We start from the raw sequence: 26,085 nt of genomic DNA, 5'->3' as shown, positions 1-26,085 counted from the left end.
GGTGCGCTGGGGTATCCTGCGTCTTCCTTCTTCTTCAGCAAGCGAGCAGATCATGGGCGGTTTCAGCATTTGGCACTGGCTGATCGTGCTGGTGATCGTGTTGCTGGTGTTCGGTACCAAGCGGCTCACCAGCGGTGCCAAGGATCTCGGCAGCGCGGTCAAGGAATTCAAGAAAGGCATGCACGACGACGACAAGCCGGCCGGCAAGCTCGGTGACGACACCCGCACGGCCGAGCAGGCACGTGAGGCGCAGGCCGAGCGCGATCGCGACGCGCGTTGATCCGGAGCGGCGTCGGTGTTTGACATAGGTGTTGGCGAACTGACGCTGATTGCGATCGTCGCCCTGGTGGTGCTCGGTCCCGAGCGCCTGCCCAAGGCGGCCCGGTTTGCCGGACTGTGGGTGCGCCGCGCGCGCATGCAGTGGGATTCGGTCAAGCAGGAACTGGAGCGCGAGCTGGAAGCCGAAGAGCTCAAGCGCAGCCTGCAGGATGTGCAGGCCTCGCTGCGCGAAGCCGAAGACCAACTGCGTAATAAGCAGCAGCATCTGGAGCAGGGCGCCCGCGCGCTGCACGACGAGGTCGGGCGCGATATCGATATCCGCAGCCCGGCCACACCGGCGGCGACGCCGCTGGAGCTGGCGCATGCGGATCTGCCGCCCGGGGCGACTGCCGTGTCGGCAGCGGGCGCTGCGGATGCGGCCGACCATGAGGCCGCACCGGTCATTGCCCAGGCCCAGCCGATTGCGCCGGCGCCCCATCAAACCTTGGTACCGGCCCCGCACGACACCGTGGTGCCGGCGCCGCATGCCGCGCATCTCAGCAGCACCGGCGCGCAGGCGCAGACGCCGGCCACCGCCACGCCGCTGGAGCCGAGCACGCTGAAAGCGCCGAGCGAGCCGACCGAGCCACGCAAGATCCAGGAGAAACAGCCGTGAGCCTGTTCGACGACGCACAGGCCGAAAGCAGTCTGATCGAGCATCTGGTCGAATTGCGCGCGCGCCTGGTGCGCGCCCTGATCGGCCTGGGCGTGGTGCTGCTGGCATTGCTGCCGTTCTCCCGCGCGATCTATTCGTGGCTGGCCGCACCGCTGATTTCGCAGCTGCCGCTGGGGCAGACGATGATCGCGATGAACCCGGCCGGCGCGTTCTTCGCACCGCTCAAGCTGACCTTCTTCGTGGCGGTGTTCGTCAGCGTGCCGTGGCTGCTGTACCAGGCCTGGGCCTTCGTGGCGCCGGGCCTGTACCAGCGCGAAAAGAAACTCGCATTCCCGTTGCTGGCCTCGGCAGTGGCGCTGTTCTACATCGGCTGCGCGTTTGCGTATTTCCTGGTGTTGCCGGCGGTGTTCCACTTTTTGACCACGTTCAAGCCGGACGTGATCGCCATTACTCCGGATGCCAATTCCTACCTGGATTTCGTGCTGGCGATCTTCTTCGCCTTCGGCGCGAGCTTTGAGCTGCCGGTTGCACTGGTGATCCTGGTGCTGCTGGGCTGGGTCAGCCCCAAGCAGCTGAGCGAAGGCCGCGGCTATGCCATCGTCGGCATCTTCATCCTGGCCGCGGTGCTCACCCCGCCGGACGTGGTCTCGCAGCTGATGCTGGCCATCCCGATGTGCCTGCTCTACGAGCTGGGTATCGTCGCCTCGCGCGCGGTGGGGCCGAAGCCCGCCTAGCGCACTCGCCGCGCTTAGGCGCGTGCCGACATGCAGCTGCGCAACCCGGCATCACCCGGACGCAATCACCCCCGTAGGAGCGCACCCGGGCGCGACCGGGGCTCTCCCGTGGAAGGCTTCGTCGCGCCCGGGTGCGCTCCTACGGATCAGGGTTTGTTGTCAGCACATCGCCGGTTAAGGCGATCAGGCGGCGAACACATCCGGGCGCGACGGTGCCGAGGGCTGCGCGGTTGCGCCTGCGTGGGTGAACATCTGCTTCCAGGCGGCGTACACCGAGCCGGCGAATACCGGCATCAATACCGCCATCAGCAGCAGCTGGGCCAGCCACATCGCCACGGTCTGCCCGGCCACCAGGCCGACGATCAGCGCCACGATCATCACCGCAAAATAGATGGCGAAGATGGCGATGAAGGCCAGCACGAAGAACACCAGCATCGCCGGCAGGTTGTGCAGGCTGGCGCGCAGGCTCTCGCGCAGTGCATGGCCGCCGGTGCTGCGGTCGAACATCACCTGCGGCGGCATCACGAACAGCGCCAGCGTCATCGCCGCGAACGTGGCGATGGTCAGCAGCAGCCACAGCAGGATGCGCCCGGCCGGCAGGCTGGCGGCCAGCTGCTCGATCTGCACCGGGTCCGGCTGCGCGCCGGACTGGCTGATCTGGTTGATCTTGATCATCACCTCGGACAACTGCTGCAGCCCGCTGGCGCCGATCATCACCAGCAGCAGCACGCCCAGCAGAAGGCCAGCGATCAGCTGCGGCAGCAGCGACACCAGCAGATGCGGCGCGCGGCCGTCCTGCAGGCCGTGCAGCAGATGCGACGGCTTGGCGATGCGGCCTTCGTCGACCTCGCGGATCGCCCACAGCAGGCCGCCCATGAACAGCGGGCCGGCCAGCACCAGCAGGAACTGCAGGGCCGGGCCCAGCAGCGGCACCAGCACCGACAGCGACACCACCAGGGTGGCGGCCACGCTCCAGATCACCCCCAGCGAGCCAAGCGCCAGCGGCGCCCGCTTCAACAGCGAGAAACCGGTCAACAGCCATTCTGCGCCGGCAGACGCCGGCACCTTGCGGATTTCGCTCATTCCCATTCCGGATCGATACGCACCGGACCATCCGGCGTGGCGCGATTATCGCTGCTTTTGCGTGTGTGCGGCGGGATGAGTGGTCACTGTTTGCAAGCCGCGTGCGTGATGCACGAACCGGCGCAGCAGCTTGCGGGCGATCGGCGCGGCGGTGACCTCGCGGGCGACCGTGCGGGCGCAGTGCCCGTGGCGGGCAATGCACTCGGCGCGCGCCTGCACATAGCCGCGCATGTGGTGGGTGGCGAACTCGGGGTGGAACTGCACGCCCCAGGTGGCCTGCCCCCAGCGGAAGGCATGGCAGCGGTCCTGTCGCGAATGCGCCAGCACGATGGCGCCGTCCGGGGCGCGCACCACGGTTTGCATGTGGGTGGCGTGCGCCGGGAAATGCGCCGGCAGGCCGGCAAACAACGGGTCCTGCTCGGCCGGCGGGTGCAATTCCAGCGCGATGGTGCCGGACTCGCGCCCGGCCGGGTTGTAGTCGACTTCGCCACCCAGCGCGTGCGCCAGCAGCTGGTGCCCGTAGCAGATGCCGAGCAGTGGCATGCCCTGGTGGGCGGCATCGCGCAGCCAGGCGGCACTGCGTTCGCTCCAGTCGGCACGGTCGGTGACGTAGGCGGCCGAGCCGCTGACGATGGTGCCGGCAAAGCCGTCGCGGTCGGGCAGGCGGCCGCCATTGGCGACATCGACGGCGACGGTCTCATGCTCGGCCAGCCCGGCCGCGACGCGGATCCAGTGCCGAAAACGGCCGTATCGCTTCATCTCCGGCACGGGATGCCCGGTTTCGATGATCAGGAACGGCAAGGCGGACATGCGGACGGAAATCCAGCAGCGACTGATGTGCCCGATTGTAGGCAGCTCCAGGCGGTTTTTTTCAAGTGGCGTGCCAACGCATGCAGCTAAGGTTATTCCGGATGGCTATGTGCTGATGGCTGGGGGGCGGGGCGCTGGTTACTTGCGCTGTGTGGATGTAAGAGCAGTGATGGCTGAGATGGTTTCTGCCACGTCGGTTGCCGACTCGGTTGCCGCGGTGATCGTGCGCCGCCGATCTGGTTGTACTCGGCCGTGCCGTGTACCTGGTCAATGGTGAGACCGAGCCCCTGCCAATGGCGCAATGTGCGTGCCCACTTACCCTCATCCGCCCTTCGGGCAGCTTCTCCCGGTGGGAGAAGGGAGCAAACGGTGGAAGAACGGAGCGAGCCCCCCTCTCCCGCCGAGCGAGAGGGCATGGCTTGCGCGCCACTGGCGCGCGTGCCTTGGAGCGCCAGTGGCGCAAACGCGGGCCGGGTGCGGAGCGGGGGTTGGGGTGAGGGTCGCCTGGGCCGATAACCGTGCACGTCCCAGGCGATCCGCCTAGTCCCGCGGCGGCAACACCGACAACACCTCTTCCACCGTGGTCAGCCCGGCGGCGACCTTCTCCAGGCCGGTGCGCCGCAGCGTGCGCAGGCCCTCGCCACGCGCGGCGTGGCTGAAGCTGGCCAGGTCGGTGTCGGCGCGGATCAGGCTGCGCAGGCGCGGGCTCACCGGCAGCAACTCGTACAGGCCGACACGGCCCAGGTAACCGGTGCGGCGGCATTCCAGGCAGCCGACCGGCGCGTGTACGTTCAGCACCTGCGGCAGTGCTTCGCCCGGCTCGCGGATCGCCGCCCACTCGTCGTCGCTGAGCGTATGCGGGCGCTTGCAGTGCACGCACAGGGTGCGCACCAGCCGCTGCGCCAGCACGCCGTTGAGCGTGGACGCCACCAGGTAATGCGGCACGCCCAGGTCCAGCAGGCGGGTGATCGCCGAGGCGGCGTCGTTGGTGTGCAGCGTCGACAGCACCAGATGCCCGGTCAGCGAGGCCTGCACTGCCATCTGCGCGGTCTCCAGGTCGCGGATTTCGCCGATCATGATGATGTCCGGGTCCTGGCGCAGCAGCGTGCGCACGCCGCTGGCGAAATCCAGGTCGATGTTCTGCTGCACCTGCATCTGGTTGAACTCGGGCGCGATCATTTCGATTGGGTCTTCCACGCTGCATACGTTCACGTCCGGCGTGGCCAGGCGCTTGAGCGTGGAATACAGCGTGGTGGTCTTGCCCGAGCCGGTCGGGCCGGTGACCAGCACGATGCCGTGCGGGCGCTCGACCAGCGCGCTCCAGCCGGCGGCCTCTTCCGGGCTGAAGCCGAGCTGCTCGATGCTCTTGAACGCCGAATCCGGGTCGAAGATGCGCATCACGCACTTCTCGCCGAACGCGGTGGGCATCGTGGACAGGCGCATTTCCACCTCGCGCCCACCCGGCGACCGGGTCTTGATGCGGCCATCCTGCGGGCGGCGGCGTTCGGCCAGGTCCATGCGGCCGAGCACCTTGATGCGGCTGACCACCGCGGTCATCACCGACGGTGGTACTTCCAGCACCTTGTGCAGCACCCCGTCGATGCGGAAGCGCATGCGCCCTGCCTCGCGACGCGGCTCCAGATGGATGTCGCTGGCCCGCTGTTCGTAGGCGTACTGCAGCAGCCAGTCGACGATATGCACGATGTGGTGGTCGTCGGCATTGACGTCGCCGGCGCGGCCCAGTTCCACCAGCTGCTCGAAACTGGGCAGGCCGGCACCCGGTTCGGCGCTGCGCACATCGCCGCGCGCGCCGCGCACCGACTGGGTCACGCCGAAGAACTCCATCGTGTAGCGATGCAGGTCCAGCGGGTTGATCAGCGCCAGCTCGATGCGACGCCGGCTCAGATGCTGCACGTCGGCCAGCCATTCCAGCGCCAGCGGCTCGCTGGTGGCGATCAGCACGCGCTCGGCGTCCAGCGCCAGCGGCAGGATGCGGTGGCGGCGCGCATACGCATGCGAGACCACACCGGTGACCGCGGCCACATCGATGCGGGTGGGATCGATGCGCAGATAACGCAGGCCGGTGCGGGTGGCCAGCCATTCGGTCAGCCGTTCCAGCCCGAGTTCGCCGGCCGGCGGCTGCGCGGCATGCAGCTTGAGATTGGCCAGCAGCACCAGCGGATGCACCTCGCTGGCATTGCGTACGCCGGCGGCGGAGAACTGCACGCGCTCGTGTTCGTGCGGCACCACCATGCCATCGGCGAGCAACGCGGCAGCCACCGGGTCGAACATCAACCGGCCGCGCGGCAGGATCGCCGCTGCGCTGTCTGGATCGGCCGTACGCCGCTGTTCCATGTTCGATGTTCCCCTGCGGCGGTGCTCCGCGGCAAAGCGCTGCGGGTCGGCCGGTATACTAGCGCACCCCTTCCGCACGGCCTTTGCTGCATGTCCGATTCCCGGCGCGTTCCGATCACTTTCCAGGGCCTGATCCAGACCCTCAACCAGTACTGGGCCGAGCAAGGCTGTGTGCTGATCCAGCCGCTGGACCTGGAAGTGGGCGCAGGCACGTTCCATCCGGCCACCTTCCTGCGCGCGCTGGGACCGGAGCCGTGGAATGCGGCCTACGTGCAGCCCTCGCGCCGCCCCACCGATGGTCGCTACGGCGAAAACCCCAACCGCCTGCAGCGCTACTACCAGTACCAGGTGGCGATGAAGCCCAACCCGGACAACATCCAGGACCTGTACCTGGGGTCGCTCAAGGCCCTGGGTATCGATCCGCTGGTGCACGACCTGCGCTTTGTCGAGGACAACTGGGAATCGCCGACGCTCGGCGCCTGGGGCCTGGGCTGGGAGGTCTGGCTCAACGGTATGGAAGTCACCCAGTTCACCTACTTCCAGCAGGCCGGCGGACTGGAGTGCAAGCCGGTGCTGGGCGAGATCACCTACGGGCTGGAACGGCTGTGCATGTACCTGCAGAGCTGCGACAACGTCTACGACCTGGTGTGGACCTACGGCCCGGACGGCACACCGGTGAGCTACGGCGATGTCTACCACCAGAACGAGGTGGAGCAGAGCGCCTACAACTTCGAGCATGCCAACGTGGCCGAGCTGTTCCATCGCTTCGACGCCTGCGAAGCCGAAGCCAGGCACCTGGTCGAGGTCGGCCTGCCGCTGCCGGCCTACGAGCAGGTCACCAAAGCCAGCCATGCGTTCAACCTGCTGGATGCGCGCCGCGCGATCAGCGTGACCGAACGCCAGCGCTACATCCTGCGCGTGCGCGCGCTGGCGCAGGGCGTGGCGCAGGCGTATTACGCACAACGCGAGAAGCTGGGCTTTCCCGGAGTGAAGAAGTAACCAAAGCCTCTCTCCCCCGGGAGAGGGGTTGGGGTGAGGGGACGGAGGCGCAGTCCTCCTGCACCCAGACTCCACAGAGCTTCGCCGGTCCCCTCATCCGCCTCTTCGAGGCACCTTCTCCCGACGGGAGAAGGAACACGCAAGCTTCTCTCCCCACGGGAGAGGGGTTGGGGTGAGGGGACGAGGTGTGGCCCTCCTGCACCCAAACTCCACAGAGCTTCGCCCGTACCCTCATCCGCCCCTTCGGGGCACCTTCTCCCGACCGGAGAAGGGAACACGTAAAGGTCCACGTCTTATGAGCGAACAACTTCCCCTGCTGATCGAACTGGGCACCGAAGAGCTGCCGGTCAAGGCGCTGCCGGGTCTGGCGCAGGCTTTCTTCGATGGCGTGCTGCACGGTCTGGAAAAGCGCGGCGTCGCGGTCACCCGGGGTGATGCCAAGCCGCTGTCCACACCACGCCGCCTGGCGGTGCTGCTGCCGGGCGTGGCCACCGAGCAGCCCGAGCAGCGCTCCGAAGTGCTGGGCCCGTATCTCAACATCGCGCTGGATGCCGAGGGCAAGCCGACCAAGGCGCTGGCCGGTTTCGCCGCCAAGGCCGGGATCGACTGGACCGCGCTGGAGCGCACCAGCGACGCCAAGGGCGAGCGCTTCGTGCACCGCGCGGTGACGCCGGGCGCGCGCACCGCCGACCTGCTGCCCGACATCCTGCGCGAGGCGATCGCCGCGATGCCGATCCCCAAGCCGATGCGCTGGGGCGCGCACGAATACGCCTTCGCACGGCCGGTGCAGTGGCTGGTGCTGCTGTTCGGCGACAGCGTGGTTCCGGCCGAGCTGCTGGGCGTGCGTGGCGATCGCCTCAGCCGCGGGCACCGCTTCATGCATCAGGGCGAGGTATCGCTGGCGGCACCGGGCGACTACGTCGAGGCCTTGCGCGCGGCGCATGTGCTGGTGGATGCGGACGCACGCCGTGCGCGCATCGTCGAAGAGGTCGAAGCCGCCGCCAGGCAGGCCGGCGGCAGCGCACGCATCAGCGACGACAACCTGGAGCAGGTGGTCAACCTGGTCGAATGGCCGTCGGCGGTGCTGTGCAGCTTCGAGCGCGACTTCCTGGCGGTGCCGCAGGAAGCGCTGATCGAAACCATGGAGATCAACCAGAAATTCTTCCCGGTGCTGGACGACGGCGGCAAGTTGACCGAGCAGTTCATCGGCATCGCCAATATCGTCTCCAAGGACGTAGCCGAAGTCGCCAAGGGCTACGAGCGGGTGATCCGTCCGCGCTTTGCCGATGCCAAGTTCTTCTTCGACGAAGACCTCAAGCAGGGCCTGGAGGCGATGGGCGCGGGTCTGGCCAGCGTCACGTATCAGGCCAAGCTGGGCACGGTGGCCGACAAGGTGGCGCGTGTGGCGGCGCTGGCCGAGGCGATCGCGCCGCAGGTGGGCGCCGATCCGGCGCAGGCGCGTCGCGCTGCGCAGCTGGCCAAGAACGACTTGCAATCGCGCATGGTCAACGAATTCCCGGAGCTGCAGGGCATTGCCGGGCGTCATTACGCCAAGGCCGCCGGTGAACCGAGCGAGATTTCGCTGGCCATCGACGAGGCCTACCAGCCGCGTTTTGCCGGCGACGACATCGCACTGTCGCCGCTGGGCAAGGTGCTGGCGATTGCCGAACGGCTGGATACCTTGGCTGGTGGCTTTGCGGCCGGTTTGAAGCCGACCGGCAACAAGGACCCGTTCGCGCTGCGGCGCAATGCCCTGGGGCTGGCGCGGACGGTGATTGAGAGTGGGTTTGATCTGGACCTCAAGGATCTGCTCTATCACGCCTACAGCTCTGCAAAACAGTCGATGTCTGAGGTTGTGCTGCGGCAGAAAAAAGATGTTGCAGACAAAGCACGTGCGTCAGGTGTAGATGCCCCCACGTCACATGCGAATCAGCGATCGCTGCATTTGGAAGAATTGGCTGAGCTCTTCGACTTCATCCTCGACCGCCTACGCGGCTACTACGCAGACAAGGGCGTTCCTGCCACCCACTTCAACGCGGTCGCCGCACTGTTCTCGGTCGCGCCCGAGGGCGCTCCTACAGGGCTCGTAGAAGCGCACCTGGGCGCGACCCACGGCTCCCTCTACGACTTCGACCGCCGCATCGATGCGATCGGCATCTTCGCCACGCTGCCTGAAGCCGAAGCCCTGGCCGCAGCCAACAAGCGCATCCGCAACATCTTGCGCAAGGTCGAGGGCGAGATCCCCGGCGACATCGACACCACGCTGCTGCGCGAACCGGCCGAAGAAGCCCTGGCCGAAGCGGTGGAAGCGGCCATCGGCGATACCGGCGATGCGCTGCACCGGCACGACTACGTCGCCGTGCTCGCACGCCTGGCGCGGTTGCGCCCGCAGGTGGACGCGTTCTTTGACGGGGTGATGGTCAACGCCGAAGACGCGCAATTGCGCGCCAATCGTCTGGCCCTGCTGAAGAAGCTCGGCGACCGCCTCGGCAGCGTCGCCGCCATCGAGCATCTGTCCAGCTGATGGCTGCGTCCGCCGGCGCGGTGCACTGGCAGACCGCGCAGGCCGCGTTGGCACGCCGCGACCTGGCTGTGGCGGCGTCTGCGTTGCAGGCGCTGCTGGAGGTGGAGCCGGCGCATGTGTCGGCCCGCGTGCTGCTGGCCGGCACCGTGCTGGCCAACGGCAGGATGCGCGAGGCGGTTGTGCAGCTGCGGCTGGCCGCAGGCGATCTGGGCGACGACGTGGCGATGCGTTGCCGCGTGGCGCAGGCCTTGTTGCGGGTCGGCGAGCATCGCGCACTGCATGCCTTGCTGCGGCACCCGTCGGTGATGCGGTGCCAGGACGGCGCGACCTTGGCCTTGCTCGCGCACGTGCATCAATCGCTGGGCGAACATGTCGACGCACTGGCGATGATGCAGCGCGCGCAGGCCTGCGGATTCGATGGACCGGATTTCCGGTTTTTTCTAGCGGTGCAGTTGCAGTTCAATGGTCGCCTCGATGAAGCGGCGCAGGCGCTGGAGCATGCGCTGGCGCACACGCCCGGCTATGGCCGCGCGGCGTTGACGCGTGCGCGCCTGCGCCGGCAGAGCGCCAGCAGCAACCATGTGGAACAACTGCGTCAACAGTTGCAGCTCGCCAAGCCCGACAGCGAAGATCGCGCCGGGCTGGCGTTCGCGCTGTACAAGGAGCTGGAAGACCTCGGCCAGACCGAGGCCGCCTGGGACGCGCTACAGCACGGCAACGCGGTGATGCATGCACGCCTGCGTCATGACGCCGAGGCCGAGGCGGCGTTGTACGCGCAGCTGGGTGCGTTGGCCGATCAGGGCCTGTTCGCCGCGCAGCAAGCCCCCGTCGCACACGGCCCGCAACCGATCTTCGTGCTCGGTTTGCCGCGCTCGGGCACCACGGTGCTGGAGCGGATGCTGGGCAACCATTCCCAGATCGTGTCGGCTGGCGAGTTGAACGACTTCGGCCATCAACTGCGCTGGGGCACCGACCAGGCCGGTCGCAGCCTGCTGGATGCGCGCCTGCTGCAGGCCTTGCCGACGCTGGACTACGCGCAGATCGGCGCGCGTTACCTGGAACAGACGCAATGGCGAGCCGGATCGGCACGCTGGTACATCGACAAGTTACCGGCCAATGCAGTGGCGATCGGCGCGATCGCGCGCGCCTTGCCGGGGGCATTGATCGTGCATTTGGTACGCGAGCCGATGGCGGTGTGCTTCTCCAATTACCGCGCGCTGTTCGGCGACTCCTACGCCTACAGCTACGACCTGCGTACGCTGGCGCGCCACTATCAGGCGTATCACGCACTGATGGCGCGATGGCGCGCGGCATTGCCGGGCCGGGTGATCGATGTGGACTATGCGCAGATGGTGCGCGATCCATCCGCGGTATTGCAGCAGTTGATGACGCGCTGTGGGCTGCAGATCGAGCCCGGGCAGGTCGATATCACCCGCAATGCGGCCGCGTCGGCCACGCTGAGCAGCGTGCAGGTGCGCGAAGGCGTGCATGGGCGCAACGTCGAAGAATGGCGGCGCTACGCCACGCAGCTGGAGCCGCTGCGGCAGGCCTTGTTGCATGCCGGCCTGATCCAGACCGACGCACGCTGACAACGGCCAGCGAAACGACGCGGAGACGCCGCCGCGATGTATGCGCTATGCCCGCAATCGAAAACGCCTGCGTGTCGCCAGCCTCGTCGTGTCTGGCCACTCCAAGTTCGCCCACTCGCGGCAGCGGCGATCCCGAGCGCTCGCGTCGAAACCACTTGCCCTAAAAAGACCAACGGCAGCCCCATGGCTGCCGTCGGCAGATACCGCCTTTGCTGACTCAGTGCGCGCCGAAACGCCAGTTGAGCTCCAGCATGTAGGAACGTCCGTAACCGGTGTAGTTGAAGATGTTGTAGTACGGATAGCTGCTGTAGGTGCGATCGCGCGGCGGCCGGGTGTCGGCCAGGTTGTTGACCGTGGCGGTCAGCGAGATGTCGTCGTTGACCGCATAGTCCAGCGTGGCATTGAGCGTGGTCCACGCACCGACCTTGCGTGCGCCTTCCACCGCATAGCCATCGGTGCTTTGCTGTGCGGTGAAGTTGGGCGTACGTCCGTAACGCTGGCCGAACAAGGTGGTGGTCCACGCATCCTTCTGCCAGGTGATCGAGGCATTGGTAATGCTGCGGAACTCGGAGGAGAAGAACGGCTCGCTCAGCAGGTCGCGCACCGGGTCTTGCGGGAACTGCTGACTTTCATGCTTGAGCGTGAGGTTGTATTGCGCGTCGAACACGAACAGGCCCCAGGAGTCGGTAGCCAGGTTGTAGGTCGCCTTGGTCAGCACGCCGGAGATTTCCTCGTTGGAAATATTGACCGGGTTGATGCGGATGTTGCTCAGGCGATTGGGTACCGGCGCATCGGCGGCCGTGCGATCGATGCGCGACAGCGCGTCGACGCAGGTCGGCGAGTTGATATCCAGGGCGCCGAGCCGGCAGGCCGATTCGTTCTGCAGCAGGGCATCGGTGCTCAGGTCGCTGACCTTGTCATCGATCTTGATGTTGTAGTAATCGGCGTTGACGCTGAAGCTTGCGCTCGGCGACCACACCACGCCGGCACCCCAGGACTTTGCGGTGATCGACTTCAGATCCGCATTGCCGGACCGACGGCCCTGGATGCTGGTGCCGCCATAGGTGCAGTCGGCGATCGGCACGTTGGGTTCTTCGAGTGCGCAACGGTAGTAATCGTTGACGCCCTGGAAGAAGCCGCTGTCGCCAGCGAAGGAAAACGCCATGTCCGGTGCCTTGAACGCGGTGGCGTAGTTGCCGCGGAACAGCAGCGAATCGATCGGACGGAATTCCAGCGCGGCCTTGTAAGTGAACTTGGAATCGCCGCCGCCGCCCTGGTTCTTGTAGTCGTCGTAGCGGCCCGACAGATTGGCGGTCAAGGTGCTCAGGATCGGCACCCGCATTTCGAAGGCCGCCGCCCAGTTCTCGCGCTTGCCGCTGCCCTGGGTGCCGGTCAGCTGGTAGAAGTCGCCAGCGATCACGCGTTGGTCGGTCGGGTTGGTCCAGTACTGATTACCGGCCTGCACCACACCGGCGACGCCGACCGCACCGGCCGGCAGGTTGAACAACTCGGTGTTGGTCAGCTGCAGGTTGACGTTCTGGGTCCAGGTCCGGGACTTGGTGCGGATTTCGTCGTTGAAGCTGCGGTACTGCGCCGGCGTCAAGGCGCGATAGAAGTTGGCATCGTTGGGTGAATAGATCGGGTAGCCGTAGTACTCGCCCTGCGGAGCGCCAAGGAACTGTTCGCGGAAGAAATCTTCGATGCGGTCGGCCAGCGGCCACTGCTGACGGCTTTCGATGCGATATTCCGAGCGTGCGTAGTAGGCATCGTAGGTCCAGTTGCTGGCACCCAGGCCGCCTTTCAGGCCAAGCGCGATGTTGTAGGAGTCGGCAGTCTGGCGGTCGTTGTTGAAGTTTTGATTGCCGGTTTCCTCCGGCGCAAAGATGCGTTGATAGCTTTCGAGCTGCTGGCTGTCCTGATTGTAGAAAAAACCACCGGTATCGGAGGATGTCTGCCAGAAGCGGGAGCCACTATTGACCTCGACCTTGGTGCGATTGAGCAGCAGGGTCGAGTACAGCTCGACGTTGTCGTTGAAGGCATAGCTCAGGTTGGCATAGCCGCTGGCGCTGCGTTCCTTGTTGAGGATGCTGGCGTAGCCCGGCTCGGTGCGGCTGCTGCAGAAGTTGCCGCGGTTGGCGCGGTTGTCGTACTGCACCGAGCCATTGAACAGCGGTCCCAATGCAGCGCAATTTTCGGCGCCCGGATCGAGATAGGTGGTGGGCAGGTTATGCAAGGCAATGCGTGAGCCGTAACGCAGGGTCGGGTCAGGATTGTCGCTGGTGGAATCGAAATCGCGGCGCTGGTAGCCGTAGATCGGATCCTGATTGTTGAGCTGCAGGCCCCACACGATGTTGGCGCCACCGATTTCGTTGCCACCGGTGAGCTGGAAGCGCTGGTTGTTGCCGCCACCCCCGTCGTAGGTGCCCATGCGGTAATTCATCTGCACGCCGTCCATGCGCTTCTTCAGGATGATGTTGACCACGCCGGCAATGGCGCTGGAGCCGTAGATCGAGGACTGGTTGCCCGGCGCCACGTCGATGCGTTCGACCATGCCCACCGGCACGCTGGCCAGGTCGACGAAATTGCTCTGGCCGTTGTAGAGCAGTGGGTAATCGGCCATCGGCCGGCCGTCGATCAGCACCAGGGTGAAGCCGGGGTCCAGGCCGAGCAGGCTCAGCGATTTGGCGCCGGCAGTGAAGCCGCCACTGAACTGACCGTCCTGGACCGAGCCGGTGGCCATCGGTTGCGAGCGCAGCACGTCGTAGACGTCCTTGAAGCCGCGGCGCTGGATGTCCTGAGCGGTGATCGAAAACACCGGGGTCGCGGTTTCGACCTGGGACCGGGGAATCAACGACCCTGTCACCGTGACCTTGTCCAGTTGAGTCACTTCACCTGAATCCTGTGCCATCGCAAGCGATGGCATGGTCAGGGCGGTGCACACGGCGGTGACCAGCAAATGACGTTTCATGAAACGCACCTCTCTCTCCAAAGGTATGAACGGGCGCGCGGTAATCGGGGGGCCGCACGCAATGGGTGTCAACGAAACGTTAACAACGTACCGACTGTACCGAGTTCTATCCGATGCCGTATAGGCGTGTTTCTTCAGTTTTTTTGTCCCTTCACGCCCAGGCTGGGTATCCTTTGCCGATGCTTAAAGCCGCGTTTGCTCTCTCCCTGCTGTGCACCCTGTTCGTTCCGCTGCAAGCGGTTGCCCGGGCGACCATCGACAAGATCGAAATTAAGGGCTTGGACGACGACGCCGACGCCGAGATGATCGAGAACATCGAGGTCTCCCTGTCTCTGTATGAGGCCGTCGGCAAGGAGCAGGGCGAGTCGCGGCTGGAGTATCTGCTGGCGCAGGCCGAACGGCAGACACGCGAGGCACTGGAACCGTTCGGCTATTACTCGCCGACCATCGAGCTGGCTGCGCCGCGCACCGGCGACAAGGTGACCGTGGTGATCACCGTGGAGCGCGGCGAACCGGTACGCGTGCGGCAGTCGCATATCTCCATCACCGGCTGGGCCGAGCAGGACCGTTACCTGGGCCAGGATCTCAAGCAGTTCGAACCGCGCGAAGGCCAGGTCTTCAGCCATCCGCAGTACGAAGCGAGCAAGGTGCGCATCACCCGCCGGCTGGCCGAGCGCGGTTACTTCGATGCCGACTTCACCCAGCGCCGCGTCGCGGTGACGCGCGCCGAGCACGCCGCCGATATCGATCTGAACTGGGACAGCGGCCGCCGCTACGACATGGGCAAGGTGCGCTTCGACTACGACTACTTCCGTCCCGGCCTGTTCGAGCCGCTGGTGTATTGGGACGAGGGCAGCTACTACCACGAAGGCAAGCTGGATCGCCTGCGCGAGTCGCTGACCAAGCTGGATTACTTCAGCACCATCGACATCCAGCCAAAGCCGGAAGAAGCCGACGACCAGGGCCGGGTACCGGTGGATGTGAAGCTCACCCGCGCCAAGCGCACCGTCTACACCTCCGGCTTGAGCTACGGCAGCGAGAGCGGCGCCGGTGTGCGTGGCGGCGTGGAGCGCCGCTACGTCAATTCGCGCGGCCACAAGATGGACACGCAGCTGGATTACGCGCAGAACCGCAAGAGCCTGACCACCAGCTACCGCGTGCCGGCGTTCCGCTGGCTGGATGGCTGGTACACCGCCTCGGCGCGGCTCTACGACGAGCAGACCGAATACATCGACCTGCGCAACGTCAAACTCACCGGTAGCCGCAGCGGCCAGATCAACGAGCGCTGGAGTGCGATCGCCTCGATCAACGCCTTGCGCGAGCGCTGGCGGTTCAGCAGCGGCAGCGATTTCACCGATGCGGTCTACGAGACCTCCACGCTGATCTATCCGCAGTTGCAGGTCAATTACGTCAATGTCGACGACCGCCTGTTCCCGCGCAGTGGCGTGTCGGGACAGGCATTCATCCGCGGCGGTGCAGAAGGCGCCGGCTCGGATACCAATTTCGGCCAGCTCTACGGCCAGCTGCGCTGGTTCCTGGGAGCCGGCGACAACGGCCGGGTGATCCTGCGCGGCGAAGGCGGCACCACCTGGACCAGTGATCTGGTGGCGATGCCGCCGAGCCTGCGCTTCTTTGCCGGCGGCGCCAACAGCATCCGCGGCTATGCCTTCCGCGAAGTGGGCCCGCGCACGCCCAAGCCGGACGAATTCGCGCTCGGTGCCAAGAACGTGGTCACCGCCAGTGCCGAATACGAGCATTACCTCAAGGGCGGCCCCTGGGGCGGCGCGGTGTTCGTCGATAGCGGCAGCGCCTTCGACGACACGCCCGACTGGCACACCGGTATCGGCTTCGGCCTGCGCTGGCGCTCGCCGGTAGGCCCGGTGCGCGTGGACATCGCGCATGGCCTGAACGACCCCGACTCGCAGTTCCAGCTCTATATCGATATCGGGGCCAACCTGTGAGTACGCCGACCCCTACGCCACCCCCCGCACCGCGCCGCGCGCGTTTCTACCGCCGCCGCCGCTTCTGGGTGGGCTCGGGGCTGACCGTGCTGGGCCTGGTGTTGCTGGCGCTGATCGCGGTGTACTGGCTGCTGCAGACCGTGGCCGGGCGCGACGTGTTGCTGGCGCAGGTGACCGCGCGCCTGCCGGTCGGTGCCACCTTTACCTATGGCAAGGTCGAGGGCCCGGTGGCCGGCCCACTGACCCTGCGCGATGTCGATTTCCGTTATCAGGACATCCACTTCACCGCCGAGCGTGTGTACCTGGAACCGGACCTGCGCCCGTTGCTCGGGCGCAAGCTGCAACTGGATGCGGTGCAGGTCAGCAATGCCAGCCTGAATCTGGGCAAGAGCGAGGAGCCGTTCACGCTGCCGAGCTGGCCCGAATCGCTGCCGCAGATCAACGTGCCGCTGGCGATCCAGGCCGACAAGATCGCCGTGGAGAATCTGCGCATCACCCAGCTGCAGCAGCCGATGATCGTCCTGCACAAGGTGCAGGGCGGACTGGAAGTGGCCACCGGCGAATTGCGCACGCGCAATCTGGTGGTCGATACCGACATGGGCGACTTCCGCCTGCACGGCGACTACGTGCCCAACGACGATTACCGCGCCGACCTGACCGCCACCGCGGTGCTGCCGGCCGCACGTGGGCGCACCCCGGCCAGCCTGGGGCTGGTCGCACGCGGCGATCTGGACAAGATGGAAGTGGCCATCGCCGGCCGCGCGCCGGCACTGCTGCAGGCCAGCCTGGTGTTCACCGGGCGCGACGATCCGACCTGGGCCTTCAAGGCCGTCACCGACGCGCTGGATACCTCGCTGCTGACGCCGGCCACTAATGGGCAGTACGCCGCCCCGGCCACACCGATCGCGCTGAACCTGCAGGCCTCCGGCAAGGGCGGGAACGCCGACCTGCAAGGCAGCGTCAAGCAGGGCGAGCTGAGCGCCACCTTGCAGCCCTCGCACATCAGCCTGCTGGACCAGGTCATCACCGTCGAACCGTTGGTGATCGATGCCTTCGAAGGCCGCGCGCAGTTGCGTGGGACTGCCGATTTCCGCGACACGCAGAATCCGAGTTTCCGTTTTGCGGTCAACGCCAGCGGCCTGCGCTTCACCCCGACGCCGGACCCGGCCACCCCCGATGCGCCGGTGGTGCCGGTGGAATTGGTCGATGCGCGACTGGGCGTGGCCGGTAACCTGAAGGCGTGGGCGGCGATCGGCCGCGCCACGCTGGAGCGCGACGGGCAGCAGGCCGCGCTGGTGTTCGACAGCCGCGGCAACGATCAACGTGCGCAGCTCAAGCAGGTGCAGGCCAAGACCCCGGGCGGCTCGCTGGATCTCACCGGCGAGGTGGGCTGGACCCCGGAGTTGCAGTGGGATGTCACTGCCCAACTGGCCAAGTTCGATCCGGGCTACTTCGCGCCGGGCTGGAACGGCAATCTCTCCGGCAAGGTCGCCTCCAAGGGCCGCCAGTTGCCGGCACCGGCCGGTGGCGTGTCGCCGGGCTTCGAGGCCACGGCCGATATCCCGAGCCTGACCGGCCAGCTGCGTCAACGCGCGCTGTCGGCCAACGGCAAGTTCGCCCTGCGTGGTGAACAGGGCGAGGGCCAATTGCAGCTGTCGCTGGGCAATAGCCGCATCACTGCCAAGGGCAAGGTCGGCGACCAGCTGGATATCGCCGCGCAACTGCAGCCGCTGCAGCTGGACGATGTCTTGCCCGGCGCCACCGGCACGATGCGCGGGCAGCTGCAGGTCAGCGGCCGTCGCGACGCGCCCGACATCACTGCCGACCTGGTCGGCAACGGCTTGCGCTGGAACGACTACAGCGCGCAAAGCATCAGCTTGCGCGGGCGTCTGCCGTGGCGCGGCAGCGACGGGCAGCTGGCCTTGCAGGGCACCGCGATCGAAGCCGGCGTGGTGCTGGACAGCGTGCGCGTGCAGGCACGCGGTGCGGTGGAAGCGCTGCGCCTGGATGCCGATATCGCCAACAGCATGGCCAACGTCGCGCTGCAGGGCGATGTCCGTCGCAATGGCGAGCGTTGGCAGGGCCAGGTCGCCACGCTGCGGATCGCACCGGCCAAGGGCGATGCCTGGGCGTTGCGCCAGCCGGCGCAGTTCAGCACCGATGGCGCCGCGTTTACGCTGTCAGACACCTGCCTGGGCGCGGCCACCGGCGGCGCGCTGTGCGCCAGCGCCAACTGGCCGCGCGAGGGCATGGTGGTGCACGGCGATGCACTGCCGCTGTCGCTGGTGCAACCGTGGCTGCCCAAGCAGGAGGGGCGGCAGATCTATCTGCGTGGCGATTTGTCGCTGGACGGCAGCTTCAAGCCGCGCGGCAATGCCTGGGAAGGCTCGTTCCGCATCGCCTCGCCCGAAGGCGGCATCCGCCTGGGCGAAACCCGCTACGCGGCGGTGGCCGGCAACCCCAATCGCGGCGAGTTGCTGCGCTACGACCAGTTCAGCGTGCAGGCCGATTTCACCCCGCAGCAGATCCAGGCCAAGCTGGGTATCGGCTTCCAGGGCGCCGGCTTTGTCGATGCCAAGTTCAACACCGGCTGGGATGCGTACGCGCCGCTCAACGGCGAGCTGTATCTCAATATGTCGCGGCTGTACTGGCTGGAGCTGGTGGTGGCCGATGTGGTGCGGCCCAAGGGTCTGGTCGAAGGTCATGTGAGCCTGCGCGGTACTCGCGACAAGCCGTTGCTGGGTGGCGATGCCACCCTGAGCGATTTCACTGCCGAATATCCGTCGATGGGTTTGACCCTGAGCGAGGGCAAGGGCCGCTTCGACGCATTGCCGGATGGCTCGGCCAAGATCACTGCTTCTGCCAAGTCGGGGCAGGGCACGCTCAACATCGATGGCGGGCTGTCGTGGTTCGGCACCAGCACGCCGTTGCTGCTGAATATCCGCGGCGAAAACGTGCTGGCCTACAACACCAGCGAGTTGCGCATCATCGCCAACCCGGACATGCAGTTCGGCATCACCGACAACACCATGCAACTGCGTGGCAAGGTCACCGTGCCCGAAGCCGACATCGACCTGGAACGCCTGGATCGCGGCACCTCGGTATCCGAGGACGTGGTGGTGCTGGACCCGGTGGATCCGGAAGAAGCGCCCGCTTCGCCGCTGGATATGGACCTGGCCATCGTGCTTGGCGACAAGGTCAACATGAGCGGCTTCGGCCTGAAGGGCGGGCTGAGCGGGCAGATGCAGATCCGCGCCCGCCCGGGCCGCGAAATGACTGCCAACGGCGGGCTGGACGTGCGCGGCCGCTACAAGGCCTACGGCCAGGACCTGACCATCAGCCGTGGCCAGCTGACCTGGAACAACAACATCGTCTCCGACCCACGCGTGAGCCTGCGCGCCGAGCGCAAGGTCGGCGATGTCACCGCCGGCATCGACGTCAGCGGCCGTGCCGAATCACCGCGCGCCGATGTGTGGTCGGAACCGGCGATGTCGCAATCCGAAGCGCTGTCTTACCTGGTGCTCGGCCGTGGCCTGTCCACCGCCAGCAGCGACGAAACCCAGCAGGTCAGCGCCGCTTCGGCCGCCCTGTCGGCCGGCAGCAGCCTGATCGCCTCGCAGATTGGCGCCAAGCTCGGCCTGGACGAAGCGGGGGTGAGCGAATCCAGCACCGTCGGCTCGGTGGTGGGCTTTGGCAAGTATCTCTCGCCGAAACTCTACGTCGGCTACGGCGTCTCGATGGTCGGCAGCGGCTCGGTCTTGACGCTCAAATACCTGCTCAGCCGCGGCTTCGACATCGAAGCCGAATCCAGCACGGTGGAGACCAAGGGCTCGGTGAACTGGCGGCGGGAGAAGTAACTCGCCGCTTGCTCTTCATCACATATTGACAAAGCTGACTCGGCTGTTCATTCTGCCGGGGTGGCTAGCTCTGCTTGTCGTGCAGAGGTGCCAGGGGAACGTAACTACTAACTAGCCTGCGCACATGCGTGGCGCTATTTGTGGCCGTTGATATCGTTTTATAGCTGATAGCAAGGGAAGCTAAGGTGCATCTCGGTAAAAGGTCGTGCTTGCAGTACTTGCTGGCGCTGATGGCGTCATTGTCTGGTGCGACCATGGCCGCCGAGGGCACCGGCCCCGGAAAAATCACTTACGTAGAGAATGGCTGGTATGGCGAGGGCATCGCCCTACATCATTCCACTGCATCGATCGCAGGTTGCACAGCTGGTTCAAACGACTTCGTTATCGATCGCAACCATGCGGCATACCAAGAGCTGCTTGCCATGGCTCTGACAGCGTATACGCGTGATCTTGATGTGCAGCTGATTGTAGAAAAAGGCGACTGTGGATTTGGTGGGCGCACCAAGATATTGGCGATGCGTTTGGCAAAGTAACAGCGTCTGCGAAATGGTCTCCGGGAGCTCGCAAACCATTGGACTGTCTAGAGCACGGGTCGGTAGGTTCTTACGGTTCATACAAGTCGACTTCGACAGTGTCGCTAGCACGCGATTTCTTCAACTAGTTGAAGCAGACAGATATTGAAAGCTACCTACTACGATCGTCTTAAGGCCGCTTCCACTGCTTATCAAATGCATGTATGGCGACTTACAGCACGTTCTGCAAGCAGATATGGTCAATCAAATAATCACGAGGAAATGATGAAGATTTTTGCAGGACTAGCCGTGGTTTTGGGAGTGTTTGCGATATCGGGTCCTGTGGCTGCATTGCAGTACATCACCGGACGCGTAGTTCGGGTCGAGGCGACTTATATGCCAACGCAAATTCCATTTATCCTGACCGAAGGAAATGCCGTATGTCCTGCCGGGAAGCCAGTGTACTGGTCGAATTCAAACACCGAAAACAACAAGGCGATCTATGCCATCCTGATTGCGGCAATGACCGCCGGAAAGAAGATAACGATCATAGTTGATGATAATGATCAATCTTGTAAGGGTAAATTCTTATACCTCGAAGATTAATCTAGCGGCAGGATCTGCGCGTGTAGCGAGCCTTCGTGCTGTGATCTAGCCAGCTTGTGAAGATAGAGGTTGATGACAATTCAATAGCTTGGCCGATTGAGACGAATGACCGACCTTGCTATGCCTATCGCAAGATCAGATCCCAGAAAAAAGCCTCACACAGCGGTTATGGTTGACGAAGAAAATAGTAAAACTCACGAGGACAAGATGAGTAAGAAACATCAACAACTATTGAAGCTTTCAGCATCTCTGGCGTCACTGCTGTACCTATCAGGAGCGGCGCAGGCTCAGACTTATACCAAGACAGAGACGCTGTCGTACTACGACGACACCTCGAAATGGGTGCTTGGGCAAACGTCGAAGGTAGTCGTCGATGGCATCACGACATCGGAAGTCACCTACGGAGCGAATGCTCAGCCGGTAGCCACTCGCGTCTTCGGAAAACTGCAGCAGACGTTGACTTACAACCCAGATGGAACCGTTGCAACGGCAAGCGACGGTAATGGCAATACGACAACGTTGTCTACATGGAAGCGTGGCATCCCACAATGGATTCGCTACGCGGATGGCACCAGCGAGTCAGCGGCGGTTGACGACAATGGTTGGATAACAGCAGTCGCCGATGAAAATGGCTACACCACCTCATATGGCTACGACGCGATGGGGAGGCTAGCGAGGATCTCCTATCCAGAAGGCGATAGCACTGCTTGGAACTTAACGTCGCAGGCGTTCGAATTCGTTCCTGGAGCAGAGTTCGGAATTGCAGGAGGGCACTGGCGTCAAACAATAGTGACTGGAAACTATCGGAAGCTGACATATTTTGATGCGTTCTGGCGCCCTGTACTCACGCGCGAATTTGATGCAGCCAATGAAGCTGGTACACAACGGTTCCAGAAATTTACATACGACCACGAGGGGCGTGTGACATTCACCTCCTATCCTGGCAATAGCGAAGCGTTGACCACAGGAACATGGACAGGATACGACGCGTTAGGACGAACTATCTGGATCGGCCAAGACACCGAATTGGGCAGCGATGCACTAGTAACACGCACCGAATATCTACCCGGTAACCAGACACGAGTAACAAGCCCGAATGGGCAAAGTACTGTGACTGGCTATCAAGTCTTCGATCAGCCGGCGTACGACAAGCCGGTCTGGATCCAGCATCCGGAAGGCGCCGTTACCGAGATATCGCGCGATATCTTCGGAAAACCCACTGCAATCACACGGCATAGCAGCGATTGGAGCCAGGTACTAACCCGTACATATGCATACAACAGCAATCAGGAACTTTGCCGTTCTGTCGAGCCGGAAACAGGCGCTACATTAACGGGCTACGATGGTGCGGGCAACGTCCGGTGGACAGCTGCGGGTCTGCCTATGGACATCGGCTGCGACACGAACGGCGCATCTGCAACGATAGCCGCTCGCAGGGTCGATCGAAGCTACGATGCGCGAAATCGCATCGCATCACTTAGTTTTCCCGATGGCAATGGTAATCAACGCCTAATCTACTGGCCAGACGGCCTGACCAAGCAAATCACGACATTGAACAACGGTGTCGCCACCTACAATAGCTATTCGTACAACAGGCGACGTCTCCTAGTCGGAGAAAGTCAGGGACAGGCGGACGGCGAAACCTGGGCAATGAGTTCGATCTATGACGCTAATGCAAATCTAGCTGCACATCGCTATCCGACAGGTCAAACTATCGATTATTCACCCAACGCACTAGGTCAGCCTACTCGCGCGGGTGCGTATGCTAGCGCAGTCAGCTACTACCCCAATGGCGCGATTCGGCAGTTCACGTATGGTAACGGCATTTTGCACACGATGGCCCAGAACCGTCGTCAACTTCCCGGTACAAGCCAGGATACGCATAGCGGGATTGCAGTTCTAAGTGATAGCTACACATATGACCAGAACGGCAATGTCAAGTCAATTACTGACAATGCTTCAGGGCGTAATGGGCGTGGAAATCGGAGTATGGAATACGACGGACTGGACAGATTGAAGTCGGCATCCTCTCCGATGTTCGGCAATGCAGTCTATGCCTACGACGCGCTGGATAATCTGACGAAGGTGGCGATAGCTGGCCGCGATCATTCGTATTGCTACGATCCATATTGGCATCTGACGAACATCAAAACCGGTGGCAGCTGTAATGGAGGTACCGTCGTAGGTCTTGCATACGATATGCAGGGAAACCTAATCAACAAGAATGGGCAGACATACGCGTTTGACTTCGGTAATCGACTGCGTGCCGCAACGAATAAGGAGATATATCGATACGACGGCAACGGCAGACGCACGTTGGCAACCCAGTCATCAGGTGCTGTTGCCTCCATGTACGACAAAGCGGGCGTACTGCGCTTTCAGAAAAACCAGCGCCGCTCGAGAACCACTGAGTACATAACGCTTGGCGGAAGCAATGTGGCTGAAGTTGAATGGACGTTTGGTCAAGCACCTTCGACGAAGGATGCTTTGACTTGGAGCTCTAGTCCGGCGAGCGTACGCTACTTGGTTGAGGAGAGTATCGACGGGCTAACCTGGACGTCAGTTTACGAGGGTGATCAAACTACCTGGACATCGCTATCACGTCCCTCAGGCACATATTCATACCGCGTGCTTGGCTGTATGCAGAATGGCGTTTGTAGCGCAGTATCAGGAGTTTCGCATATCAAGCGCTCTGCGGTTGATATCGTTCCGCTGCTCTATCAGCTCCTCCTTAACTAAATGCCTTTAAAAAGGGTCGAGGCAAATACGGTTAGTTAGAGAAATTTTTCTGGTTAATGTATATGTCGATGAACGCGTGGATAGCGCAACCAATTTGAAGACTGCCTGGGTAAACAAAGGGAAGTAACATAAATCTATGTTTTTATTATGTTTCTGGCAGCGGCGTCATGCTTATTTGTGACTGTTCCTCAGGCCTCAGCAAATGATTGGGTACGTGATGTGGAGGTGACCCAGTTAGGGATCTATCAGGTATCAACAGCCTGCTTTGTGTGATTTGGAACGCTGGCGCAGGAATGCAGAAAATTTGCCCACAATGTACTTCGACGATGCTAAGCCCAAGGTAGGACATTGATGGCGAACTTAATTGTGGTCTTGACAAATAAAATAAAAGTCGATTATTAGACAGTTAGTTGCGATACTTTCAAAGTTTATCTAAAGTAATTTTAATAATTTTCATGTGGTTCCCTCATTCAACAGTCCGCCAAGCTAAAATAAAGAAATTTAGGTCCAATGAAAATCAGATATCCTTCTCACCCTCAGAAAGTTTACGATTATGTTTGCGTGGCGCTAGCGCTAGTGCTATTGCAAGTGAGTGGGGTCGGTCGCTCGCAGACCTCAAACCTAATATATGAAAAATTGGTGGTGCCGCCGACATCAAATGTCAACGGCGTTGCCGTAGGGGAAGGAGAACAAATCGATAACCAGACCGGCCGCCTTACGCTGAATGCAATAGATGTCTCTATACCTGGAAACAACGAAATACCTGTCGAGCTGAGACGCTCCAAAGATACTGGTGTGGTTGGGTATGGAAGCATCGCGGCTCCTCTAGGAGATTGGATCCTAGATCTCCCCAGGGTCAGTTTAACCCACGCAAAAAATATCGGGTGGGCGAATATAGACCAGTCCAGACCTTATAAAAACTGTAGTGTTTCACAGCAGAATTATATATATCCTTCTGCCGGAAACAAGTCACCTGAGAACAAATTTATTACTTTCACATATTGGGTTCCTCCTACCCTTTATTTGCCTGATGGAGGGGGTGTGCTTTTGTATAACACCGGCGAGCTGCCGGTGGCAGCAAGTATGGACAAAGTATATTGGCGAACGATCGACCAGGCAATTGCTACCTGCCTGCCTAGCCTAGCGAATTCAATAAGTGGTCTCCCTAATAATGCTGGTTATGAAGGTAATGAGGGCTATCAGATTACCACCGCTAAAGGTTTTAGATATCGTTTCGATTGGCTGGCTACTGATAATAGCCGCGAAGTGTTTACGACTTATGCCCCGACGGGATACCCAGCAGGGACCGTCCTTACGGCCACAATGAGTGTACAAAACGTATCGTTATACCCCACACGCGTCGAAGACAAATTTGGAAACTGGATTACGTACCAGTACTCCAATGCTCCAACAGAAAAAGTAAAGCTACTATCGATAGTTGCTAGTGACGGACGCTCGATTAGTTTGACCTACGATACAGATGGGTTTCTGAATTCGGTTAACTCAGGCGGTAGGAGCTGGGTTTATTCTTACGAAGGCAACGGCTCTAAGACACGGAAAGTGCTGGTGGAGGTTCGTAATCCAGACAATAGTAAATGGAATTATGCGGGAGGGGCCATATTTAGTTCCTCACCGACAATGGATCCTTACTACGGAAGTTGCATAAATCAGAATAACTGGATGAAAGAGCAAACTCAAGATAGTATAGACAATAATAACTATAATTATGTGCAGTATGTCGTAAATTCTCCCTCCGGAGCGCAGACGACTTATCGGTTTTCCCAAGGGATCTTTGGCAAATCTGGAGTTCCTAAGAATTGCTATGTATCCGGGTGGATTTCGTCACCTTTCTTCGGAATGATACAGGAGCCTCAGCTCCCGGTTTGGTACGCTGCTACCAGACTTGTGTATAAATCGGTTTCGGGGCCGGGCCTTACAGAGTCAATTTGGAAGTATGGATATATCTCACGCCACGGGTTTTTGCCGATGACTGATGGCTACACTAGGACTCGAATTTTAAATCCAGACGGTTCGCTCGATAGCTACACATACGGCAACACATACAATTCGAACGAGGGCTTGCTGCTGAATACTATCCGTTCAAAAGATGGTATCGAACTTTCCCGCACAGATTTTACGTATGAACTTGGTGCTAGTAACCCGAACTATCCAAAACGTGTGGGGATCTATCCCTCTACCTTAGATGCGGGATATACAGCATCGTTTCTGCGGCCCTTAATAAATAAAACAGTTAAGGAACCTGGTATCACACATGTCTGGCGGGTAGCTCAAGACTGCAATGGTGCGAGTTGCTTAGACGTATTTGCACGGCCACTAAAAACTGTGGAATCGAGTCAGTGAATTGTGAGAAACTTGATTATCACTAAAATTCATAAAATTTGGCGCGTGGGAGT

16 protein-coding genes are annotated in these 26,085 nt (G+C 62.2%); 12 read left to right on the top strand and 4 right to left on the bottom strand.

The genetic code is table 11. The features are described from left to right. Positions 1–52: 52 nt before the first annotated feature. Genes tatA through tatC form a run of 3 tightly spaced genes read left to right on the top strand, consistent with a single transcriptional unit; the run spans position 53 to position 1,668 of the window. The gene (gene tatA / locus AC06DU_RS20420) at positions 53–280 is read left to right on the top strand and encodes a Sec-independent protein translocase subunit TatA (protein WP_016904256.1); all 228 of its coding nucleotides are present in this window, start codon (positions 53–55) and stop codon (positions 278–280) included. Positions 281–295: 15 nt separating this feature from the next. Then, a complete protein-coding gene (gene tatB, locus AC06DU_RS20415; protein ID WP_478203102.1) occupies positions 296–934 on the top strand; it encodes a Sec-independent protein translocase protein TatB in 639 nt (212 codons plus the stop codon). Continuing rightward, complete coding sequence (gene tatC / locus AC06DU_RS20410; RefSeq protein ID WP_024937600.1) at positions 931–1,668, top strand: twin-arginine translocase subunit TatC; 738 nt, start codon at positions 931–933, stop codon at positions 1,666–1,668. Before tatB ends, tatC begins: the two co-directional genes overlap by 4 nt. A 183-nt stretch (positions 1,669–1,851) precedes the next feature. Here tatC and AC06DU_RS20405 read toward each other — a convergent pair whose 3' ends face one another. The 3 genes from AC06DU_RS20405 to AC06DU_RS20395 form a co-directional block, all read right to left on the bottom strand. Further along, positions 1,852–2,751 carry a BPSS1780 family membrane protein gene (locus tag AC06DU_RS20405; protein WP_104569520.1) on the bottom strand — a complete coding sequence of 300 codons (900 nt, stop codon included), beginning with the start codon at positions 2,749–2,751 and terminating at the stop codon, positions 1,852–1,854. 45 nt (positions 2,752–2,796) lie between these two features. After that, positions 2,797–3,561 carry a glutamine amidotransferase gene (locus AC06DU_RS20400; RefSeq protein WP_016904252.1) on the bottom strand — a complete coding sequence of 255 codons (765 nt, stop codon included), beginning with the start codon at positions 3,559–3,561 and terminating at the stop codon, positions 2,797–2,799. Between the two features lie 540 nt (positions 3,562–4,101). Then, complete coding sequence (locus AC06DU_RS20395) at positions 4,102–5,916, bottom strand: GspE/PulE family protein (RefSeq protein WP_054591723.1); 1,815 nt, start codon at positions 5,914–5,916, stop codon at positions 4,102–4,104. 90 nt (positions 5,917–6,006) lie between these two features. On the opposite strand from AC06DU_RS20395, the gene glyQ reads away from it, so the two are divergent. The 3 genes from glyQ (at position 6,007) to AC06DU_RS20380 (ending at position 11,028) form a co-directional block, all read left to right on the top strand. After that, the gene (gene glyQ / locus AC06DU_RS20390; protein ID WP_039513568.1) at positions 6,007–6,915 is read left to right on the top strand and encodes a glycine--tRNA ligase subunit alpha; all 909 of its coding nucleotides are present in this window, start codon (positions 6,007–6,009) and stop codon (positions 6,913–6,915) included. A gap of 295 nt (positions 6,916–7,210) precedes the next feature. Then, the gene (gene glyS / locus AC06DU_RS20385) at positions 7,211–9,439 is read left to right on the top strand and encodes a glycine--tRNA ligase subunit beta (RefSeq protein WP_126965084.1); all 2,229 of its coding nucleotides are present in this window, start codon (positions 7,211–7,213) and stop codon (positions 9,437–9,439) included. Then, complete coding sequence (locus AC06DU_RS20380) at positions 9,439–11,028, top strand: tetratricopeptide repeat-containing sulfotransferase family protein (RefSeq protein ID WP_478203101.1); 1,590 nt, start codon at positions 9,439–9,441, stop codon at positions 11,026–11,028. Before glyS ends, AC06DU_RS20380 begins: the two co-directional genes overlap by 1 nt. 217 nt (positions 11,029–11,245) lie before the next feature. Here the strand turns inward: AC06DU_RS20380 and AC06DU_RS20375 are convergent, their stop codons facing one another. Next, the gene (locus AC06DU_RS20375; protein WP_478204463.1) at positions 11,246–13,936 is read right to left on the bottom strand and encodes a TonB-dependent receptor domain-containing protein; all 2,691 of its coding nucleotides are present in this window, start codon (positions 13,934–13,936) and stop codon (positions 11,246–11,248) included. 239 nt (positions 13,937–14,175) lie between these two features. Here AC06DU_RS20375 and AC06DU_RS20370 point away from each other — a divergent pair, with 239 nt between their 5' ends. The 6 genes from AC06DU_RS20370 (at position 14,176) to AC06DU_RS20345 (ending at position 26,032) form a co-directional block, all read left to right on the top strand. After that, positions 14,176–15,957 carry an autotransporter assembly complex protein TamA gene (locus AC06DU_RS20370; RefSeq protein ID WP_016903873.1) on the top strand — a complete coding sequence of 594 codons (1,782 nt, stop codon included), beginning with the start codon at positions 14,176–14,178 and terminating at the stop codon, positions 15,955–15,957. Further along, on the top strand, positions 15,954–19,814 hold the full coding sequence (locus AC06DU_RS20365; protein WP_478203100.1) for a translocation/assembly module TamB domain-containing protein: 3,861 nt from the start codon (positions 15,954–15,956) through the stop codon (positions 19,812–19,814). The genes AC06DU_RS20370 and AC06DU_RS20365 overlap by 4 nt, the downstream gene beginning before the upstream one ends. Before the next feature lie 209 nt (positions 19,815–20,023). Beyond that, a complete protein-coding gene (locus AC06DU_RS20360) occupies positions 20,024–20,347 on the top strand; it encodes a hypothetical protein (RefSeq protein WP_478203099.1) in 324 nt (107 codons plus the stop codon). Between the two features lie 144 nt (positions 20,348–20,491). Next, the gene (locus tag AC06DU_RS20355; RefSeq protein WP_478203098.1) at positions 20,492–20,932 is read left to right on the top strand and encodes a hypothetical protein; all 441 of its coding nucleotides are present in this window, start codon (positions 20,492–20,494) and stop codon (positions 20,930–20,932) included. 105 nt (positions 20,933–21,037) lie between these two features. Next, positions 21,038–23,671: an RHS repeat domain-containing protein gene (locus tag AC06DU_RS20350; RefSeq protein WP_478203097.1), complete on the top strand. Its 2,634-nt coding sequence runs from the start codon at positions 21,038–21,040 to the stop codon at positions 23,669–23,671. Between the two features lie 510 nt (positions 23,672–24,181). After that, positions 24,182–26,032, top strand: a complete 1,851-nt coding sequence (locus AC06DU_RS20345) for a hypothetical protein (protein WP_478203096.1) — start codon at positions 24,182–24,184, stop codon at positions 26,030–26,032. Positions 26,033–26,085: the final 53 nt, after the last annotated feature.

It is taken from the genome of Xanthomonas sp. NCPPB 3200 (assembly GCF_056393585.1).
This window is presented reverse-complemented; position numbering and strand designations above follow the sequence as displayed.

Bases quoted from the DNA above. Each gene is read 5' to 3' on its own strand.
- tatA (WP_016904256.1), top strand. From the start codon at position 53: ATGGGCGGTTTCAGCATTTGGCACTGGCTGATCGTGCTGGTGATCGTG.
- AC06DU_RS20405 (WP_104569520.1), bottom strand. From the start codon at position 2,751: ATGAGCGAAATCCGCAAGGTGCCGGCGTCTGCCGGCGCAGAATGGCTG.
- AC06DU_RS20400 (WP_016904252.1), bottom strand. From the start codon at position 3,561: ATGTCCGCCTTGCCGTTCCTGATCATCGAAACCGGGCATCCCGTGCCG.
- AC06DU_RS20395 (WP_054591723.1), bottom strand. From the start codon at position 5,916: ATGGAACAGCGGCGTACGGCCGATCCAGACAGCGCAGCGGCGATCCTG.
- glyQ (WP_039513568.1), top strand. From the start codon at position 6,007: ATGTCCGATTCCCGGCGCGTTCCGATCACTTTCCAGGGCCTGATCCAG.
- glyS (WP_126965084.1), top strand. From the start codon at position 7,211: ATGAGCGAACAACTTCCCCTGCTGATCGAACTGGGCACCGAAGAGCTG.
- AC06DU_RS20380 (WP_478203101.1), top strand. From the start codon at position 9,439: ATGGCTGCGTCCGCCGGCGCGGTGCACTGGCAGACCGCGCAGGCCGCG.
- AC06DU_RS20375 (WP_478204463.1), bottom strand. From the start codon at position 13,936: ATGGCACAGGATTCAGGTGAAGTGACTCAACTGGACAAGGTCACGGTG.
- AC06DU_RS20370 (WP_016903873.1), top strand. From the start codon at position 14,176: ATGCTTAAAGCCGCGTTTGCTCTCTCCCTGCTGTGCACCCTGTTCGTT.
- AC06DU_RS20350 (WP_478203097.1), top strand. From the start codon at position 21,038: ATGACCGACCTTGCTATGCCTATCGCAAGATCAGATCCCAGAAAAAAG.
- AC06DU_RS20345 (WP_478203096.1), top strand. From the start codon at position 24,182: ATGAAAATCAGATATCCTTCTCACCCTCAGAAAGTTTACGATTATGTT.